Raw genomic sequence first — 19,726 nt, forward strand, 5'->3', positions numbered from 1 at the left:
CGCCGCCGCGCCGGAGTCCCGATGAACCTGCGAACCGTCCTGCTTGCCTGGAGTCTGTCGATGAGCTTTACCGCCATGCCCGCCGCTGCCGCCGCCCCGGCGACCGAATTGCTGGTCGGCTGCTACACCGGCCCGCAGTGCCGCGGCATCGGCCGCTATCGCTTCGACACGCAAAGCGGACGGATCGAGCCGCAGCCGTTGGAAGTGATCGAAACCGACAATCCGTCTTGGCTGACGTTCTCCGCCGACGGCCGGCATCTGTTCGCGCTCAACGAGAACGGACCGGCCTCGGCCGACCCGGTCGGGCGCGCCAGCAGTTACGCCCTGGCGCGCGGCGAAGCGCGTTCGCAGCGCCTGTCGCAGTCCAACAGCCTCGGCGACGAGCCCGCCCACGCCCGCGTCAGCCTCGACGGGCGGTATCTGTTCGTCGCCAATTACGCGGTCGAGGCCGCGCCCGGCGGCACCCTGGCGGTATTGCCGATCGATGACGAAGGCCGCTTGCAGCCGGCGGTGCAGGTGATGACCCACCAGGCCAGCGGCGCCGATCCGCAGCGGCAGGCGTCGACCCACGTGCATGCGGCGGTGCCGACGCCGGACGGACGCTACCTGCTCGCCGCCGACCTGGGCGCGGACAAGGTCTATGTCTACCGCTACGACCCCGCGCGCAGCGCCGAACGCCCGCTGCGCGCCGCGGACACGCCGCACCTGGCCTTGCCGCCCGGCACCGGCCCGCGCCATCTGCTGTTCGACGCATCGGGGCGGCACGCCTATCTGAGCCTGGAAATGAGCGGCGAGATCGCGGTGCTGGCGCGCGACGAGGATCGTTTGACGATCGTGCAGACTCTGGCGCTGGATCCGGGCCGGCGCGAGGGCAACGCCGCCGCGGCCCTGCATCTGTCCGCCGACGGCCGTTATCTCTACGCCAGCAACCGCGGCGAAGACAACCACATCGCCGTCTACGCGGTCGACGCCGCCAGCGGCCGGCTCAGCGCCCTGCAACGCCGCAGCAGCGAGGGCCGCGGCCCGCGCGAGTTCGCCCTGGCCCCGGACGGCCGCCATCTGGTGGTGGCGAACCAACACAGCGGCTCGCTGGTGGTGATCGCCCGCGATCCCGGCACCGGCCTGCTCGGCGCCACGGTGCAGACCTTGCCGGCGGCCGCGCCGTCGGATGTGAAGTTCGTGCCTTGAGGCGGGGATCGGGAATTCGGGATTGGGAATTGGCGAGCCGTCGCTTGTGTGGTGGCGCTGGCGGTAGGTAAGCGACCACGGCCGACGATCAGGTCGGCAATGCTGTTCCCCCCGTTTGAAAACGGAGGGGATTTAGCTTTTGCGGTTGCTCGAACGTCGTCGGCTGCGAAATCAAAAGCAATCCCCCTGGCCCCTTTTTCAAAGGAGGGAAGCGGTAGGTGGTTGGCGATAAGAGTTGGGGGCGACCGATGGACGGGGTGGTTTCGTTCGAATCCCCAATCCCCCAATCCCCCAATCCCCAATCCCCAATCCCGCGTCGCAGTTTCCGAATCGCTGCGCCGCATGTGCTTGGCACCTCGACGAGTTCTCGTTTCGGCGCATCGATCGCGATGCAATGTGGCCGGGTTCGCGAAACCGTGCGCTCGGGGCTTGGACCGGGCGCGGGCTTGGCCGACACTGCCGGCCCCCATTCGCGAGCCAGGCATGCAGCGCCGCACGCCGCCGGGGAGCGACCGGCGCTCGTCGTCTTCCGCCCGGCCTTCCACTGTCGCCCTCGTTGCGCCGGCTCGTCCGGTCCGTCATGACGCGTCGCCGGAGGCGGCGGGCGTGGCGCAGGCGGCCCGCCACGGGCCGATCGGCGCCGGTGCGCGGGTATTCGCGGCGTTGTTGGCGTTGATCTGCGGCAGCACCGCGCTGTGGGGCATGGCCAATCTGCTCGTCACCGCGCTGACCGGCGTGGTGCGCCTGCGCCGGGCCTCGTTCGTGTTCGCCGAGCAGCCGGCGCGCTTCGCCCTGGAGGTCGGCGCGCAGGCGCTGGTGTCGCTGCTGTGCGCGGGCATCGCCTGCGCGGCGGTGCGGATCGCGCTCGGCCGCGACGGCGGACGCGCTGCGCCTGCGGCGACACGGCAACGCTGGCGGCGCCCGCGTTGGACGATCCTGAGCCGGCATGCGCGCAAGGCGCGGCGCGCGCGCTAGCCGGCGCGCGGCTCGATCGCGACGCGACGCTGAAGCCTCTGGATGCCCGCCTGCGCGGGCATGACGGCGTGGGGGGGCGGCAAGCGCCATGACCGACCGTCGGGACGTCGATGCCTTGTAACGCAGGCCATGACCGGCGGATTCGAAACGGCTTGCGGGTTCGCGGCAAGCGCCATGGCCGATGGCCGGTGCTTCGACTCTTTCCATCGCGGACCGCCGGTCGAATTCGAAGCGCGCCGGCTGCTCGGCGCGGACGCCGCGCACAGGCCGCCTGCCCCGAATGCGACGAGGCCCGGCGTGGCCGGGCCTCGTCGCGTGTCGCCGGCGGCACCTCAGCGAGGTGCGATGGCCAGGCTCAACCGGCGTCGCGCAGCTTGATCGTGCCCGGCACCGCGCGGTTGCCCTGCTCGAACACCATCGCCAGCAGGTCCTCGGGGATCTGGCTGGTGTGGAAATCGTTGCTCAGCACCGCGAACACTTCGTCCGGAGTCTTGGCCACGGCTAGATGCTCGGCGACGTTGGTGTTCCACGGCGTGACCCGGCCCGAATCCAGGTCGGCCAGGTGCTCCTGGCCGCCGACCGAGCCGACGTGGGCGCGGCTGCGGTCGCGCAGCTCCATCAACTGCGCGCTGGTGAACTCCAGTTGCACGTGCTGCTCGCCGTCGAAGTCCTTGTTGACCTGGTCGGGCTTGTAGGCGGCGTTGAGGTAGGAGGTCAGGATCGGATTGAAATCGCTCAGCACGATCTTCCACTCGGTCTTGCTGTCGATCGGTTTGCCGTCGCTGCCGACCTGGAACTGCACGTCGCTGGTCATGCCGTCGGCCGAGGTGTAGGTGTTCTGCTGATCGATCGTGCCGTCCTGCCAGACGTTGCGGGTGATGGTCAGCTGGCTGTTGCCGCCGGTCTGCCACGACAGCGGGCCCAGGTCGATGCCCAGGCGGGTGGCGTGTTCGGCGTTGAGCACTTCGCTGGTGCCCGAACGCTGCACGCCGGGCGGGTTCCAGTCCGGCACGCGGCCGCCGTTCATGAAGTTCTGGTAAGCCTGCTGGCCTTCCGGCGTGGCCAAGTCGATGCGCGCGGTGCTCAGCGAGCGGTTTTCCATGCTGGTGTCGACGCTGAGCCCGATCGCCGCGGTGCCGGCGCGGCCGAGGCCGAAGAAGGTCGCGTTCTCCACGGTCTGGATCGGGCCGGCATAGACCTCGACCACCGAACCTTCGAGCTTGCGCACGCCGAAGCCGGCGCCGTCGAGCTCGGTGTGGTTGCCGGCCAGGGTGAAGGCCTTGTAGTTGATCGCGAAGTCCGAGCCCTGCAGGTCCTGGCCGCGCATCAGCACCGAGGTGCCGGTGGGCATGCCGAGCGGATCCAGCGGGTTGGGCATGCCGCTCATGTCGCCGTTGGCGAGCTTGGTCCCCTGTTGCGTGGTCACCGTCGCTTCGTAGCTCAGGCGGCTGCCTTCGAACTCGGTGTAGTGACCGGAGATCGGCAGCCCCTTGACCACGTTCTTCAGCAGCGGCGAGCCTTCGATCAGCTCCTTGGCCTCCGGCGAGACCTGGCGCAGCAGGGTCGCGGCCTGGTAGAGCTTGTTCAGCGGCGTCTTGCCGACGTCGACGCCGGCCTCGCTCTGCAACTGCACCGAGGTCTTGAACTGCTGGGTCTGCTGGAAGTCGACGCCGGTCTGCACGTCGGACAGTTCGACCTTGCCCTCGAAGCTGAAGCCCGCTTCGGCGCGCACCGGTATGAAGGAGGGCGTGCCGATGCCGGCGAGCGGCGCGTTGTAGGTGACCTGGGTGCCGGGATTGATCGCATAGGCGACCAGGTCCTGCGGCATCGCGCCGAGCAGTTCGTAACCGGCCGCGATCTGTTGCGGGGTCGGGTTGGCCGGAAGCTCCACGCCGAAGGTCTTGAGCGCGTCGCGCGCGGTGTCGATCGGCAGGTTGGTGACCGCTTCGGGGTTGGTCTTGGTCGAAGGATCGTTGCGCAGGTACGCCGGCACTTCGGTCGGCTTGTCGGTGGCCTCGCCGACGATGCGCTTGAGCTCCTTGACGTAGGGATTGTCGTTGAACGCGTCGCGCGCCTGGCCGTATTCGTAGCTCGCGGTGGCGCCGTTGAGGCCGCTGTCGCGGTAGTCCTCCCACTTCGGCTCGAAGCGGTCCAGCGCGGCCTGCGCTTCCTCGCGCCGGGTGGTGGTGAACTGGGTCACCCGCGGCTGGTAGACCGACTGATAGACCGGCGACGGCATGCCGTTGAGGTCGTCGGTCTTGGGCAGGGGCAGGCCGTTGATCGCGGCCACCGCCTGTTCCGGCGTCTTCGCCTCGGCCGGCTTCAGCGCCGGCGGCGTCTCGGCGCCGGGCGCGCTGGCCGGCGCCGCGGGCTCGCTCTGCACGGCCTCCTGGCGCGCGACCGAGTCGCGGATCGCCTGCTGATCCTCCGGCGGCAGACGATTGAACGTCTGCCAGCTGACGCCGCCGATTCCTCCACTCATGCCTTTCTCCCCAAGTCGCTACGGCAACGGATGTGCCTAAACCGCGACACGCTATCCAATGTCACAAATCGGCAACATTAGGGGTTACCCCAGGTGCTCGACCCGTCGCGCTCGCGCTTTCGCGCATTTCCCCGCGGCGCGCCTGCGGCGCTGCATCGCGTCCATACGGCCGGGGCGGCCGGCGTTTTGCAGCCTTCCGCCGGCGCGCTCAATTCACGAGTGATCGCAGTCGCGGAACGCGACATTGCTACCTCACGACCCATCGCGCAGCACTTGCCGGTCAGGCAAATGCAGTACAAGGGCGGCGCGGGAATTTTTAATTCTCTTGGGGATAAATATCATGAACGAATATTCCGGCAGCCGTTCCGTGGTCGCGCGGCGCCCGTTCCACTCCGGCCTGAGCCTGGCCTTGGCCGCCCTGATCGTCGCCGCGCCGGCGCTGGCCCAGTCGAGGCCGCAGGCCGCGGCCGAAGACCGCGCCCTGGCCCAGCGCCTGCAGGTCGAGGAATCCTTGGCCCGGGTCGACCGCGCCCTGTACGCGAACTACTTCCGCCAGGCCTACGCGCGCTATCCCTCGATTCCGCGCGGCACCCTGGAATCGGTGGCCTACGTGATGAGCCGCTGGCAGCACCTGCAGCCGCAGACCGCCGGCTACGGCGAGCAGCACCAGCACATGCCGCAGTCCTACGGCGTGATGGGCCTGTACCGCGGCGAAGGCTTCGCCGACCAGATCGGCGAGGGCGCGCGCCTGCTCGGCGTGCCGGCCGCGCGCGTGCAGCGCGATCCGGCGAGCAACATCCTCGCCGCCGCGGCCCTGCTCGATCGCGAACTGCGCGCCGACGGCCTGCGCGCCGACGCGCCGGTCGAAGCCACCCGCGCCGCGCTGGAACGCTACGCCGGCTTCGCCCGCGGCGGCGCTGCGGCCAAGAGCGCGATCCAGGACCATGCCCGCTCCAGCTTCGCCTTCGACGTGCTGCTGGCGCAGGACAAGGGCGTCAACGACCGCGGCATCGTCGTGCCGGCGCGCGCGGTCGCCTGGGAGCGCGCCTTCGACGCGCGCAAGCTGGTCCAGCTGCGCGCGCCGTTCGTGCGCCTGGACGTGGCCAACGACAGGGTCGAGGCGGTCGGCGCGGCCACGCCCGGCTACGCGATCGATCCGCGCAGCGAAACCCTGACCGCGCCGGCGGCGGCCGACTTCGACACCAAGAGCACCGACTACGGCCCGGCGCTGTGGGTGGCTTCGCCCTACCACTCCGACCGCACCTCGTACGACTCGGTCACCATCCACACCATGCAGGGCTATTACGCCGGCAGCATCTCCTGGTTCCAGAACAACCCCTACAGCGTCAGCGCGCATTACCTGATCCGCAGTTCCGACGGCCAGATCACCCAGATGGTGCGCGAGAGCCGCGCCGCCCATCACGTCGGCGTGCACAACAAGACCACCCTGGGCATCGAGCACGAAGGCTTCGTCAACAACGCCAGCTGGTACACCGCGGCGATGTACAACGCCTCGGCCGCGCTGACCCGGCACTTCTGCGCCCGCTACAGCGCGATCAGCTGCGCCAGCGCCTACAAGGGCCCGGCCGGCAGCGGCATCAACGTGCTGCCGACCAGCGTCAAGGTGAAGGGCCACCAGCACTACAGCAGCCAGACCCACACCGACCCCGGCATCAACTGGGACTGGGCGCGCTACTACAACCTGCTCAACCCCGGCAGCGGCACCGGCGCCGTGATCGACAGCTTCGAAAGCTCGGTCGGCCACTTCGACACCGCGCCGGCGTACTCGGGCAGCACCACCGGCATTTCCTCGGCCTCGCTGGCCGAGCGCAACTGCACCACGCGCAAGAACGGCGAGTGCTCGCTGCGGGTGCTGTTGAAGGACGATACCGCGACCGCGTCGGATTGGGCGGTGCGCCTGCTCTCGGCCAGCGGCACGCCGGCCAGCAACGCCGCGCTCAACCGCAGCAACGGCAAGGTCGGGTTCTGGGTCTACACCGGCGCCACCGGCCTGAGCGCGGCGCTCGGCGTCGACGACAGCGACGGCACCGAGCGTTCGGTCAGCCGCGCGATTCCGGCCAACGCCTGGACGTACCTGGAGTGGCGCCTGGACGACGCCGCGCAATGGGACGCCTGGGTCGGCGGCGCCGACGGTGCGATCACCGCCGCGACGGTGAAGCTGGACGCGGTGTGGTTCTACCGCGACCAGACCGCGTACGACGTCAACGTCTATCTGGACGACGTCCAGGTCAAGTACTGATCGGCGCGTCGCGCAGGCCGGCTTCCCGCACCCGGCCTGCGCGCGCCCGGTCGCCTTGGCGCGGTTGGCGCCGCGCATTGCGTTTCCCATCGTCCGTCCACGACGCGCCGCCTGCGGCGCACAGGGGAATTCATGTCCGACCATCCGCATCGCGGCCGGCCGCACGCGTCCGCGCGGCGCGTGCCGGCCTGGCCGGCGCCGCTGGCCTTGCTGCTGGCCGGCGCGGTCTTCGCTCATTGGCTGACCCGCCCGTCCGCGCCACCGTCCGCGCCGGCCGCCGCATCCGGCCCCGCCGCCGACGTCGCGCCGTTGCGTCGTCCGCTCGACATCCGCGTGCGCGACGCGGTCACCGGCCGCGCTCTGGCCGCGCAACTGCGCCTTGAGCGCGACGGCGCGCGCGCGCTCGAACTGAACGCCGGTACGCGAGGCGGACGGGTCGCCAGCCTTTCCGCCGGCGACTACCGCTTGATGGTCGCCGCGCCCGGCCACGAGGCCCTGAGCCTGCCGCTGCACGTCGACGCCGCACCGAGCCTGCCGACCACGGTCTGGCTGTCGCCGTCGACCCCGTCCGAGGCGTTGGACCTGCTGGCCTTGAAGGCCGCCGCCTGCGCCGATTGCGCGGTGTTCAGCGGCCACGTCTACGACCGCGCCAGCGGCGCGCCGGTGGCCGGCGCGCGCGTGCGCAGCAGCCAGGGCGAGCAGGCGCTGACCGACGCGAGCGGCTATTTCGAACTGCAGGCGCGCCTGCCGCAGGCACAGGCCGCCGATCGCGAAGCCTTGCCGGCGGAAATCGAATTGCGCGTCGCCGGCGCCGGCTACCGCAGCCAGCGCCTCAGCGGCCTGCCGCTGCTCAACGACAGCCGCCATCTGATCGTCGATCTCGACGCCGGGGCCGGCGTGGCGGTGGTCGATCGCCGCCACGTGCAGGCGCGCGCGCGCGAAAGCGTCGACCGGCAGCGGCCGGTGTCGGCCGCCGATCGGCTCCGGATCGACGTCGAGGCCGCGGCCCAGGCCGACGCCGCGCTGGACCCCGCGCGGCCGGCATCGCGCGCGCTGGCCCGGCAACTGGCGGCGCAGGCGGCGAGCGTACCGGTGCCCAGCAGCATCCGCGTCGGCACCAATTGCTCCGGCCGTTCCTGCACCGGGGTGTCGGTGTACGCGTTCGAAGACTACGTCGGCCGCGGCCTCGACGAGGAATGGATCCCGTCCTGGGACGCCGACTCGCTCGCCGCCGGCGCGGTCGCCTATCGCAGCTACGCGGCTTACTACGTCGCCCATCCGGTCAATAGCCGCTACGACATCTGCGCCAGCACCTCCTGCCAGGCGTTCAACGCCGACAGCGTCTCGGCCACCGTCGCCGCGGCCGCGGCCACCCGCGGCGTGCTGCTGACCCGCGACGGCCGCAGCGCCGCCTTCAGCGAGTACTCGGCCGAGAACAACGCCTGGGACGATCCTTCCGACGGCCTGTCCTGCGTCAACAACGACCTCAGCTGCGGCAACGGCCGCAACGGTTCGCCGCGCAACAACTGGCCCTGCCTCAGCGACGAAGTCGGGCGCAACCGCGGCTGCTTCGGCCACGGCCGCGGCATGAGCCAGTGGGGCACCCAGCGCTGGGCCGCCAACCACGGCCGCGACTGGCGCTGGATCGCCAATCACTACTTCAACGGCAACAACCAGCCCGGCGGCATGCGCAACGCCTTCCTCGCCAACGACGGCGACGCCGGCGGCGGCGCGGTGGTGATGGACGGCTTCGAAAGCGGGGTTGGCCGCTTCGCCAGCGCGCCGACCCTGTCCGGCAGCACGGTCGGTATCTCCACCGCCTCGCTGGCCCAGCAGGACTGCGGCACGCGCAAGAACGGCAACTGCTCGCTGCGCGTGCTGCTGAAGGACGACCCGGCGGTGAGCGCGGCCTGGGCGGTGCGGCTGTTGTCCGGCGGCGGCACTCCGGCCAACAACCTGGAACTGGTGACCGCGCGCGGCCGGGTCGGCTTCTGGGTGTACACCGGCGCCAGCGGCGTGACCGCCTCGCTGAGCATCGACGACAGCGACGGCACCGAGCGCGCGGTCGCGCGCGCGATCCCGACCGGGCAATGGACCTGGCTGGAGTGGGCGCTGGACGACCCGGCGCAGTGGAACGCCTGGGCCGGCGCCAGCAACGGCAGCATCGACGCCGCCGGCGTGCGCCTGGACGCGGTCTGGTTCCTGCGCGAACAGACCAGCTACGACGTGAACCTCTACCTGGACGACGTGCAGGTCGTCCATTGATTTCCCCCCGCGTCGCGCCGTCGGCAACGGCGCGACCTCATCCTGGAGCATCCGCCATGCCTTGTTCCTTCCGTACCCGAACCGCCGCCGCGCTGTTCGCCTTCGCCGCCCTGTTCGGCACCGCGGCGCAGGCCGCGCCGAACTTCCAGATGCCGTTCCCCTGCGGCCAAGTCTGGTCGGGCCAGACCCGCACCAACCACAACCCGGTCAACTCGGTCGACTTCAACCGCACCAACGACGAAGGCGATCCGGTGGTCGCCGCCGCCGCCGGCACGGTCACGGTCGTGCGCAACCTCGGCGACACCAGCTACGGCAAGTACGTGGTGGTCGACCACGGCGGCGGCTGGACCACGCTGTACGCCCACCTCAACGCGTTCTCGGTCTCGGTCGGCCAGAACGTGGCGATGGGCCGCCAGATCGGCACCGTCGGCAACACCGGCGGCTCGACCGGCGCCCACCTGCACTTCGAAGAACGCCTCAACGGCAGCGCGCAGCGGATCGTGTTCAACGGCAGCCAGATCCTCTACTACGGCACCAACAGCTACACCAGCCGCAACTCCTGCGGCACCAGCGGCGGCGCCACCGGCCAGGTCAACACCAGCGGCACCCCGCTCAACGTGCGCTCGGGCCCGGGCACCTCGTACTCGATCGTCGGCAGCCTCGCCGACGGCGCCAGCGTGACCATCCAGTGCCAGACCACCGGCAGCTCGGTCACCGGCACCTACGGCACCAGCAACATCTGGAACCGCATCGGCAGCGGCCGCTTCATTCCCGATGCCTACACCTACACCGGTTCGGACGGCCGCGTCGCGCCGCCGTGCTGATCGGGTGAGCTTTGCGTTTTCGCCGGCCGTTCCGCCGGCCGGCGTGCGCTGCGGCGTCCCCCCGACGCCGCAGCGTATTCTTTTTTGCCGAACGCCTCGTGCCGCTAAGCTTCGCCAGTCCCGATTTCGAATCCCGGCACCACCATGAAACCCGCCTCCGTCGTATCGATCGCACTCGCCTCGGCCGCGCTCGGCGCCGTGCTGGGCGGCGCCTACGTGGCCCGGCGCGACGGCGCAGCCGCGCCTGCGGCGCCGGACGCCGCCGCCTCTGCCGCGTCGCGAGCGACGGCACCCGCGCACGATGCCTCCGCGGCGCCGCCGGACTACGTTTCGATCGGCAGCGAGCGAGTCAGTTTCGAAGCCCTGCGCCGCCGCGCCGCGTCCGACCCGGCCTTCCTGCGCGGCCTGATGCAGCGCTATCGCGACCAGACCGAGCCGGTCGCGCGCGGCGAACTGCTGGCCCTGCTCAACGCCGTATCCGGCGAGGAGGTGCTGCGTTTCGCCCTGTCGCTGACGGCGAGTACGCGCGCCGAAGACGAACGCGACGGGCTGGCCCTGCTCGCCGCCTATCCGATGGACCGCGCCGAAGTGCGCGAAACCCTGCTGGCCAAGCTCGGCCAGGGCGGCGACCCGCAACGCATGGGCGAACTGGTGGCGATGCTGACCCCGGCGACCATGGCCAGCGAGGACGCCGCGCCGGTGATCGCCGAACTGGCGACGCTGGCGCGCCACCCCGATCCGGCGCTGCGTGCGCAGGCGGTGCTGCAACTGGCGCAATGGGACGACGGCGAACAGGCCGAGGACCTGCTGCATCGCGCGATCCTGGATCCTTCCGCCGAAGTGCGGGCCAAGGCCATCGCCGGCATCCAGGGCTCGCACATCCGCAGCGATCGGCTCAAGGAAGCCTTGTTGGCGATCGCCGCCGACCCGGCCTCCAGCGCCGCCGACCGCGGCGCGGCGACCTTCGCCCTGCAGCAGTTCCGGCTCAACCGCGCCGAGTACGGCATCTGGCGCCGCGCCCAGGCCCAGGCCGACGCCGACAGCGGCGAGGGCGGTTGAGCCGCAGCTTGGCACGCGCCTGGCTGTGCGCGGACGGGGCGAGCCTGGATGCGTGCCGTAGGCGCGTGCCTAGCTGCGCGCCGTAGGCGCGACAAAGCGATGCACCCAGTGTTCGCCGAACGAGGCCAGCAACTGGTCCAGATGACGCCGGTCGCGCCGGTCGAACACCTGTTCGCCGCGGGCGCCGGCTTGCAGCGGACGGTGCTCGACGTCGAAGCCGGCGCCGGCCTCGAAGCCGTGTTCGTCGCCGATCACCGCGCGGGCGCGGATCGTGCCCAGCGCCTCGAGCGTGTCCTCGCCCGGTTCGCCGCGCCGGTCTGCGTCGCGCTCGCCATGGCCGCGCTTGCCATGGATCAGGCCGCGCGCGCCGACGTCGCCGCCGGCCAGGATCCAGCCGCTGCTGTCGATATGGCCGGCGCGCACATGGCCGGTCACGACGATGCGCGAGGCCGGTCCGGCGTCGCGCAGCACGCCGTGGACACTGAGGTTGCCGGCCACGACCAGGGCCGCGCCGACCGACAGGTCGCCCTCGACTTCCAAATCGCCGACCAGGGCACGCGGACTGTGGCCGTCGAGCGTCGCGCCCGCGCTGCGCACGCTGCGCGCCGGGGCCAGGCGCTGGGCCAGGTGGGCGGCACCGAACAGGGTGCCGCAATGGCAGGGCGACAGGCGCCGGACCAGGGCGGCGAAGCTGCCGCCCTGCGCCGCGGCGGCCTCGATCGCGTCGAAATCCGGCTCCGGCGAGACCGGCAGGGTCGGGGCGCCGGCGCGGACCGCGGCGAAGTCGGCCGCGGTCGGCGGCGACAAGGGGGTGTCCAGTTCATGCAACGGCATCGGATCGTCCCTGGCTAATATGCCAAGAAGTATGAATGTCGTTCAGCTGGGAAACCTTGAGCGAATCCGGCGATCCCCGGCCCATACCTGGACCTGCGGCACGAAATCGAACTAAATCAAGCAACTACGGGCGATGGCTTGGCTCCAGCCGGGGCCGCAAGGAGTGCCGGGACCGGCCTCGGGGACTGTGAACCCGGCTTCAGATTGCCGAAACGGCTGAACATCGATGCCCGGGGCCAATTGATTTTCGTCCTGGACACCACTACGGTGTGCGTGCTGAGTTCGTCAAGGGTCACCGTAGGTCGTGACCCGATGCCGTAGATCGCTGATCCACTCCATCGTTTCACCTGGCTTCCTCCTTGCAACCAGCTCAACGCCGCCTCGGCGGTATATCCATAGTTAAGTTATGTTCGAGGAGTTAGCAAATGTCGGATCGTGAAGTCGGTACCGTCAAGTGGTTCAACGATGCCAAGGGCTTTGGCTTCATCAGCCGCGAGAGCGGCGATGACGTGTTCGTGCACTTCCGCGCGATCCAGGGCACCGGTTTCAAGAGCCTGCAGGAAGGCCAGAAGGTCTCCTTCGTCGTGACCCAGGGCCAGAAGGGCCTGCAGGCCGACCAGGTGCAGGCGCTCTGAACCTTAGGGTTCTGCGTTGACCTCGCCGCCGCGCCTTCGGGCGCAGCGGCCGCGAAAGCCCGGCGCAAGCCGGGCTTTTTCGTTTTCCGGCGCGGCGCCGACGGCCGCGCGGCGTTCGCAATCGGGCGGTTGCGCGGCGCAGCGCCGTACCGGCTTCCCAAGCCGGGCCCCAACGCGCACCATCGGCGCGATTTCCCGACTCCGACCCCGCCCGCGATCCGGCCATGAGCGCACCCGACAACGAATCCGATTACGAAGACGAAGGCTACGATTTCGGCGACGACGAGCGCGAGTTCGACGACGAAGCCCTGGTCTGGCAGTTGCTGCTGCTGATCAACCCCGGCGACGAGGACACCGCGCTGCAGCAGTTCGGCCGCTTCCGCGAGGCGCGCGAGGAGGGCGAAGCCGGCGACGTCGCCGACCTGGTGCAGGAGATCGTCGACTGGACCTCGGGCTACTACGTCGACTGGAAAGACACCGAGACCTTCATCGACGCGATCGCCCAATTGGCTGCGCGCTGGAACCTGCGCGTGGACTGGGGCGTGGAAGACCCGGGCGACGAGGAATTCCTCGCCGGCACCGACGTGCCCGAACTGATGGCCCGCGCCTACGACCGCCTGCGCGAGCACGGCTATACCCTGTGGAACCGCGAGACCGGCGGCGACGCCTACGCCGGCTGGATCGCCCTGCGCCGCGACGACGAGAACATGCAGGCGGTCTGCGCCGCCCTCGGCATCGACCTGCGCCCGGGCAGCGACGCGTTCTGACCGCATCGCACGCACGGGTCCGGAGCGGCGTCCCGCGGGGTTTCCTGCGGTCATAAGCCGCGACCGCGCACCCGCCGCCCGACGCAAGCCGAGCCAAAGCAAATCCCCCCTGGCCCCCCTTTTTCAAAGGGGGGAACAGCGGCGCTACGCGCAGGGAACAGCGGCGCTACGCGCAGGGAACGGCAGCCTTACGCGCAGGAAACGGCAGCGCTTCGTGCAGGGAACGACAAGCATTGCGGGCGGAACGGATTACTTAGCCTTTCCCCCCTTTGAAAAAGGGGGGTAGGGGGGATTTGCTCTTGCTTCAAGCCAAATCCCAGCCGCCGCCTCAGCGGTTCAGCAATCCGGAATCACCGCCCCGCTGTTGTCGCGGGCTTCGTCGTTGCCCCAGCGGCTGAGGTAATACGCCGACACCCAGGCCCCGGCCGGGCCGACGTCGAGGTCGGTCTTCAGCCAGTAGTGGTTGTAGCTGTCGCCGACCCGCACTTCCTGGCCCCAGGCCTTGCAGTACACGTAGTTCGTGCCCTTGTAGAGCGTGCCCAACGGAGTCAGCGTCGACGGCCACTTGTAGCCGGTGGCGTCGGCGAAGGTGTCGACCCAGTACTTGCCCGGGGTCGGCGTGCCGCCGCCGTTGAGCAGGGTGTAGTAGCCGGTCCAGGGGAAGTACTTGCCCGGGTCGTAGCGGTTCTGGTTCTGGCTCAGCATGCCGTGGCCCTTGATCCGCACGCTGTCCGGGACCAGATGCCAGGTGTCGTAGCCGGGCCCGTTCCAGGCCGTGCGGCAGTCGATGCCGCGTCGCGCGCACAGACTCTTGGTCAAACGCGCCGAAGCGTTGAGCATCGCGCTAGACCAGTTGGCCGCATCCGCGGCGCGGCCGTCGTGCTCGATGCCGACCGTGTAGTTGTTGTGGTACTTGGCGTGCCAGGCCTGATGGTGTTCGCGCACCATCTGGGTGATCTGGCCGTCCGACTTGCGGATCAGGTAATGCGCCGACACCTGCGCGCTGGGGTTCTGGAACCAGGCGATCGAGCCGGCGTAGGAGCCTTCCATGGTGTGCAGGATCACCGCGCTCATCGCGTTGCCGGCGGTGCTGTAGTTGCTCGGGCTGGCCGGGTTCCAGAGCGCCTCGCCGAAGTCGACCGCCTTGACCGAGACGTCGCCGGACGGCGCGGCGCGAACCTCTCCCGACAGCTCGCGCGCGAACGCCTCGTCGACCCGCACGCTGCCGTCGCCGGCATCGATGCGCAGCGCCGGCGCGCGCAGCTTGCGCAGTTGCTCCGGCGCGAACGCGCGCTCCAGCCGCAGCGGTTGCGGCGCGATCCGCACGCCCTGCGCGTCGACGCCGCGCTGCAGCGTATCGAGCACCCCGTAAGCGAAGCTCTGCCGCGCGTAGGCGGCCAGACCGCTGTCGGAGGCGCCGTAGCCGGCGTACCGCGCCAGCGCCGGAGCGAGATCTTCGCTGCGCGCCAAGGCGCGGCTGCGCGCGCCGCCCTGGCTGGCGGCGAGGGCGCGGTCGAGCAGGGCGGCAGCGGCGAGGATGTTGCTCTGCGGATCCTCGATCACCTGCTGCGCGGTGCGCCCGATCAGGCGCGCGCCGTCGCCCACCTGGTCGGCGAAACCGCCGCCGTGGTACAGGCCCATCACCCCGTAGGAGCGCGGCATGTGCAGCTCGTGCGCGTCCTGTACGGCGTCGGGCCGGACGTGGTTCCAGCCGGTTTCGGCGTAGGCGATGGCTTCCAGCGCGCCGGCGGGCAGGTTGGGATAGCGCGCATAGGCGCGGCGGAAGTACTCCGGATAAGCCGCGCGCCGGGCTTGCGCCAGCACCAGGGCCTGAGTGCGGTCGAGTTCGAAACGCAGGCTGTCGAGACTGGGCCGCTGCGCGGCGCCGGCCGCGCCGACGGCCAAACACAGTGCGCCGCCGATGCCGGCGGCGAGATGGTGCAGATGCATCGAACGATCTCCTTCGGAAGTCTGTATCCGTTGAAAGATGCGTATGGATCCCGTTCGATCATTGTCGTGCGCGCTCGCGGCGGCGACGTGACACGCTGCCGAAAACCGACCGCGTGCGCATTTGTAATCTGTGTCCTGGCTTCCAGTCCGACGCAGCGCAGGAGCGGTTGCGCGTCGATGGGTTGGATGAACGGGTGAGGTCGCGCTCTTACCAGCTGTCCTCGAGCAGGCGCGGCTTGCACGCCAGGTAGGCGCCGAAACCCAGCACCAGCAGGCAGGCGGTCAGCATCGCGAACGGCCACCGCCAACCGTGGCTGAGATCGTGCAGCCAGCCGAACAGCAGCGGGCCCAGGCAGCTGACGGTGTAGCCCAGGCCCTGCATGAAGCCCGACAGCGCCGCCGAGCCGGCCGGCGTGCGCGTGCGCAGATTGATCAGGGTCAGCGCCAGCGGGAAGGTGCTGGGCCCCAGGCCGATCAGCGCCACCCACAGATAGGTCAGCTGCATCGGCGCCAGCAGCAGGCCGGCGAAACCGCCAAGGAAACACAGCAGGAAACCGACCACCAGCGGAAACGGATTGGCCATGCGCACCGCCAGCGACGGGATGCACAGCGCGCCGACCAGACCGAGAGTGGAGAACAACGCGACCATGCTGCCGCCCAGCGCCGCGCTGCCGCCGGCTTCGGTCAGCAGCTTGGGCAGCCAGGTGAACATCGAATAGGTGATCAGCGAGGTCATGCCGAACATCAGCGTCATGCCCCAGGCCACCGGCGAGCGCCACACACGACCGCGCGCGGCCGGTGCCGGCGGCGCGGGCAATTCCGGCGCCTCGTCGCCGGCGCGCACCGCGCGGTCGTGGGTGTCGGCCAGTGCGCGCGCCTGCGCCGAACTGCCGCGCCGCTCCATCCACAACACCGCCAACCACGGCAGCGCCGCGGCCACCGCGACCAGCGACCACGAGCCCAGCGACACCCGCCACCCGGCCTGTTGCGCCAGCGGCACCGCGGCCAACGCCGGCAAGATGGTGCCGAGCTGCAGCACGGTGATGTAAGCGGTGCTCAGCGTGCCGACACGGTCGGCGAAATAGCGTTTCACCAGCGGCGGCAACACCACGTTGCCGATGCCCATGCCGGCCAGCGCCACCGCCGAGGCGGCGAGCAAGGGCCAGGTGCCGCCGGCCAGGGCGCGCGCGAACAGACCGACCGCGGCCATAGCCATCGCCAACAAGGCCGCGCGCTCCAGGCCGATACGGTGCGCCAGCGCCGGCGTGGCCACGCCGAAGGCGGCGAACGCCGCGGTCGGCACCATGCCGAACACGCCGGTCATGGTCGAGCCGAAACCGAATTCCTGGCCCAGCGCCTGCAGCAAAGGCGTCAGCGAGGTCACTGCGGTGCGCAGGGTGAACGCCGACAGGACGATGCCGGCCAGCACCCAGGCGCGGTCCTGCCACAACGGGCGGGCGACGGGAACGGCGACGGAAACGGCGGGAGCGCTCATGCGGAATCGGACAGGCCAGGGCGCGCAGGTCGCGCGTAGCGGGAGGGCGGATCGGCGAGCGCGCGCGGCGCGGATTCGCGAGTCGACAGTGTGGGCACCGCGCGCCGCGCGCGCCATAGCCGCAGCGGCAACGGTCAGTTGCGGCAAAGTCGGGTGAGGCCGGGGTGAAATCCGGCGGCGTCGCCGGACCCGATCGCGTCGCTACGCGATGGTCGTGGAACGCATCGATCCGTATATGCGCACCCGGTTGGATTGAACCTTACCCGCCGCGACCGCATCGTGGGAACCATCCCGACAGCGCCGAGCGCGGAGTTCTCGCATGAACCAGGCCGTTTCCCCGCCCCCGCGGATCAAGATCGACTTCGTCTCCGACGTGGTCTGCCCCTGGTGCGCGGTGGGGCTCAACGCACTGGAGCAGGCGATCGCGCGGGTCGGCGACCAGATCCAGGTCGAGCTGCACTTCCAGCCGTTCGAGCTCAATCCGCAGATGGCCGCCGAGGGCGAAGACATCGACCAGCACCTGGCGCACAAGTACGGCCTGGGCCCGGAACAACTGGCCAGCAACCGCGAGGCCTTGCGCCAACGCGGCGCCGCGCTGGGGTTCGAGTTCAACGCCCGCAACCGCATCTACAACACCTTCGACGCGCATCGTCTGCTGCATTGGGCCGGAACGCTCGGCGCGGACCGCGAACGCGCGCTCAAGCACGCGCTGCTCAAGGCCTACTTCACCGACGGCCAGGACGTGTCCTCGCCGGCGGTGCTGGCCGAGGTCGCCGCCTCGGTCGGGCTGGATGCGCAACGCGCGCGGCAGGTGCTGGATTCCGACGAGTACGCCGCGCAGGTGCGCGAGCAGGAACAGTTCTACCAAAGCCAGGGCATCCGCGCGGTGCCGTCGGTGATTCTCAACGACCGCCATCTGATCCAGGGCGGCCAGCCGGTCGAGCAGTTCGAGGCCGCGTTGCGGCAGATCGCGGCGATGCCGCGCGAGGCCGGTTGAGCACGGGCGGGCGTCGGCAACGCGCGGCTTGTGCGGCGACGCGGCGCTGCGTAGCATCGGAACTGCGGCTTCAGGGCCGCAACTCCCCCTCGTTTGCCAGCCGGTTCATCGCCCGCCAGCCTCTTTTTTCGTAGCGGCGCGGTTCGCATCCCGCCTGTCCTCGCCGACGGCAGGCGTAGCCGGCACAACGCGACCTGGCCCCGACTATGATGCCGCCATGGGCCGCGCCGTTCCGCGCGGCGTGCGGATACCGGCGATGAAACAGATCCTGTTCGGAGAAGCCCTGGTGCTGGTGGTCTTGGCCGGCATCGTTTGGGACTGGCCGGCATGGCTGATCGTTACCGCGATCGCGGCAACGGTGGCGGTATCGGCCTGGGTGGGCCGTCGCCGCACGGCCGACGATGCCGCGCATCTTGGCCCGGGCTCCGGCGCTTGAACCTCGTCGTCGCGATGCGCAGGCGCGCAGCGCCGTTGCGTTACCTCCTCCAGGTCGGCGCCGCGGCCGCCGTGGGAGCGGTCGGCTTGTCGGTGTTGAGGACCGGCGTCTACATCGCGCGCGATTTGCGCCCGGACATGTCGCCGATGATGTTCATCGTGTTCTCGCCGTTGCTGGCGGCGGTGTTCGCGGCGGCGTCCGTGCTGATCGAATTCCTGCACTTGGCGATCCGGCGCGATCCGCCGCTGAGCTGGCCCTGGGCGGTCGGGCTGTCCTACTGCGCACCGTTGCTGGCCCTGATCCATCCCGCGCTGATCTGGCTGTGCCTGTTGCTGAACCCGCTGGCGCTGCACCTGTGGATCGGCCGCCCTCGCGCCGGCTGATCGGGGCGAAAGCAACGGACGATGCCATCCGTTCCTACGCGGCGAGCCCGCCTTTGCGCGGACTGCCACATTCCTGCCACGGGACTGCGGGCATGCTCGGACTTTCCCGAGCAGGAGCGTTGCGATGGCGCCGCGATTCCACCGTTTGATCCTGGCCGTCGCGGTCGCGGCCGGCATTTCCTTCGCTCCAACCGCCGCGATGGCCCTGTCCGCGCAATCCGCCGCCGACCGCGCCGTCCTGGCCCAGCGCTGGGCGCCGGTGCACTACCAGGACGTCGACCAGACCGGCACGCACGCGCTCGGCGGCGCGGCCGACTACATCGCCCGCTACGACTTCGACGGCGACCTGGACGCGCGCAACAACTGGGACCGCGCCGGCCAGGCCGGGTATCCGCTGGCCGCGCACGCCTACTACTCGGTGGTCGAGACCGCCACCCATTGGTACATCACCTACCTGTTCTTCCATCCGCGCGACTGGACCGACTCGTTCTTCGATACCGAACACGAGAACGACGCCGAAGGCGTGATGTTCGCGATCGTCCGCGACGGTTCGACCTACGGCCGGCTCAAGGCCGCGGTCACCGTCGCCCACACCGACTTCTTCTCCTACGTTCCGGCCGGCAGCGACTGGACCGGAAACGCCGAGAACGTCGACGGAACGCTGTCCTTCCTGACGCATCAAGGCTTGCCGCATCCGGTCACCGCGCAGGAGGCCAAGGGCCATGGCCTCAAGGCCTGGCCGGCCTACGACATCCGCGGCGACGGCGTGATCTACTACCCCTCGTCGAGCGTCGCCGAAGTGCCGTCCGGGCCGGACGACCGCCACGTGCAGTACAAGCTGGTCGATATCTTCGAACCGGGCGGGATGTGGGAGCAGCGCAACAACGCCGTCCTGTTCGCCGCCTACGGCAGCTTCGCCGGCAACAACAGCGGCGGTTGCGGCAGCGGCGCGATCGGCTGCACCGCGAATGCGGCCAACGCGCCCTGGGGCTGGGACGACAAGGACGACGGCCCCGGCCGCGGCGCGCTGGCGACCGATCCGGCGGCGTTGGCGGCGAATTACTTCCGCATTCCGGAGGCGTCGAGTCCGGTCTATACCTACAACCCCTATCGCTGAGCGGGGTCGGATTGAGCGGTCGGCACCTTGAAAGCGACCGGTTCCGAAGTAGCTTGCTG

The 19,726-nt window shown here is 70.0% G+C and carries 16 protein-coding genes; 12 read left to right on the forward strand and 4 right to left on the reverse strand.

What is annotated here, in order from left to right; all coding sequences use genetic code 11:
• Window positions 1-21 precede the first annotated feature (21 nt).
• Together AC3A57_RS13560 and AC3A57_RS13565 are read left to right on the forward strand one after the other, a co-directional pair.
• On the forward strand, window positions 22-1,188 hold the full coding sequence (locus AC3A57_RS13560) for a lactonase family protein (protein WP_487579386.1): 1,167 nt from the start codon (window positions 22-24) through the stop codon (window positions 1,186-1,188).
• Window positions 1,189-1,794: 606 nt separating this feature from the next.
• Window positions 1,795-2,163, forward strand: a complete 369-nt coding sequence (locus tag AC3A57_RS13565) for a hypothetical protein (protein WP_487579387.1) — start codon at window positions 1,795-1,797, stop codon at window positions 2,161-2,163.
• A gap of 355 nt (window positions 2,164-2,518) precedes the next feature.
• Here the strand turns inward: AC3A57_RS13565 and AC3A57_RS13570 are convergent, their stop codons facing one another.
• Complete coding sequence (locus AC3A57_RS13570; RefSeq protein WP_487579388.1) at window positions 2,519-4,645, reverse strand: hypothetical protein; 2,127 nt, start codon at window positions 4,643-4,645, stop codon at window positions 2,519-2,521.
• Window positions 4,646-4,985: 340 nt separating this feature from the next.
• Between AC3A57_RS13570 and AC3A57_RS13575 the strand changes: the two genes are divergently transcribed.
• The 4 genes from AC3A57_RS13575 (at window position 4,986) to AC3A57_RS13590 (ending at window position 11,053) form a co-directional block, all read left to right on the forward strand.
• Window positions 4,986-6,905 carry an N-acetylmuramoyl-L-alanine amidase gene (locus AC3A57_RS13575; RefSeq protein ID WP_487579389.1) on the forward strand — a complete coding sequence of 640 codons (1,920 nt, stop codon included), beginning with the start codon at window positions 4,986-4,988 and terminating at the stop codon, window positions 6,903-6,905.
• 132 nt (window positions 6,906-7,037) lie between these two features.
• Complete coding sequence (locus tag AC3A57_RS13580; RefSeq protein ID WP_487579390.1) at window positions 7,038-9,170, forward strand: SpoIID/LytB domain-containing protein; 2,133 nt, start codon at window positions 7,038-7,040, stop codon at window positions 9,168-9,170.
• 56 nt (window positions 9,171-9,226) lie between these two features.
• A complete protein-coding gene (locus AC3A57_RS13585) occupies window positions 9,227-9,994 on the forward strand; it encodes a M23 family metallopeptidase (RefSeq protein ID WP_487579391.1) in 768 nt (255 codons plus the stop codon).
• Window positions 9,995-10,138: 144 nt separating this feature from the next.
• Entirely contained in the window at window positions 10,139-11,053 is a 915-nt protein-coding gene (locus tag AC3A57_RS13590) for a HEAT repeat domain-containing protein (protein WP_487579392.1), read from the forward strand.
• Window positions 11,054-11,122: 69 nt separating this feature from the next.
• Here the strand turns inward: AC3A57_RS13590 and AC3A57_RS13595 are convergent, their stop codons facing one another.
• A complete protein-coding gene (locus AC3A57_RS13595) occupies window positions 11,123-11,887 on the reverse strand; it encodes a hypothetical protein (protein WP_487579393.1) in 765 nt (254 codons plus the stop codon).
• A 425-nt stretch (window positions 11,888-12,312) separates the two neighbouring features.
• Between AC3A57_RS13595 and AC3A57_RS13600 the strand changes: the two genes are divergently transcribed.
• A complete protein-coding gene (locus tag AC3A57_RS13600; protein ID WP_064747037.1) occupies window positions 12,313-12,522 on the forward strand; it encodes a cold-shock protein in 210 nt (69 codons plus the stop codon).
• Window positions 12,523-12,746: 224 nt separating this feature from the next.
• The gene (locus AC3A57_RS13605; protein WP_487579394.1) at window positions 12,747-13,289 is read left to right on the forward strand and encodes a DUF6630 family protein; all 543 of its coding nucleotides are present in this window, start codon (window positions 12,747-12,749) and stop codon (window positions 13,287-13,289) included.
• Between the two features lie 336 nt (window positions 13,290-13,625).
• Here AC3A57_RS13605 and AC3A57_RS13610 read toward each other — a convergent pair whose 3' ends face one another.
• Window positions 13,626-15,239, reverse strand: a complete 1,614-nt coding sequence (locus tag AC3A57_RS13610) for an N-acetylmuramoyl-L-alanine amidase (protein WP_487579395.1) — start codon at window positions 15,237-15,239, stop codon at window positions 13,626-13,628.
• A 208-nt stretch (window positions 15,240-15,447) separates the two neighbouring features.
• A complete protein-coding gene (locus AC3A57_RS13615; protein WP_487579396.1) occupies window positions 15,448-16,734 on the reverse strand; it encodes a CynX/NimT family MFS transporter in 1,287 nt (428 codons plus the stop codon).
• A gap of 319 nt (window positions 16,735-17,053) precedes the next feature.
• Here AC3A57_RS13615 and AC3A57_RS13620 point away from each other — a divergent pair, with 319 nt between their 5' ends.
• The 4 genes from AC3A57_RS13620 to AC3A57_RS13635 all read left to right on the forward strand — a co-directional run bounded on the left by AC3A57_RS13620 (window position 17,054) and on the right by AC3A57_RS13635 (window position 19,667).
• The gene (locus AC3A57_RS13620) at window positions 17,054-17,731 is read left to right on the forward strand and encodes a DsbA family oxidoreductase (RefSeq protein WP_487579397.1); all 678 of its coding nucleotides are present in this window, start codon (window positions 17,054-17,056) and stop codon (window positions 17,729-17,731) included.
• 256 nt (window positions 17,732-17,987) lie between these two features.
• Window positions 17,988-18,167 (forward strand): hypothetical protein, encoded by a 180-nt coding sequence (locus AC3A57_RS13625; protein ID WP_487579398.1) that lies wholly within the window; start codon window positions 17,988-17,990, stop codon window positions 18,165-18,167.
• A gap of 35 nt (window positions 18,168-18,202) precedes the next feature.
• Window positions 18,203-18,550 (forward strand): hypothetical protein, encoded by a 348-nt coding sequence (locus AC3A57_RS13630; protein ID WP_487579399.1) that lies wholly within the window; start codon window positions 18,203-18,205, stop codon window positions 18,548-18,550.
• A 124-nt stretch (window positions 18,551-18,674) separates the two neighbouring features.
• A complete protein-coding gene (locus tag AC3A57_RS13635) occupies window positions 18,675-19,667 on the forward strand; it encodes a hypothetical protein (protein WP_487579400.1) in 993 nt (330 codons plus the stop codon).
• The last annotated feature ends 59 nt before the right edge of the window (window positions 19,668-19,726 follow it).

The sequence above is a fragment of the Lysobacter sp. Soil_C_15 genome, from assembly GCF_057657315.1.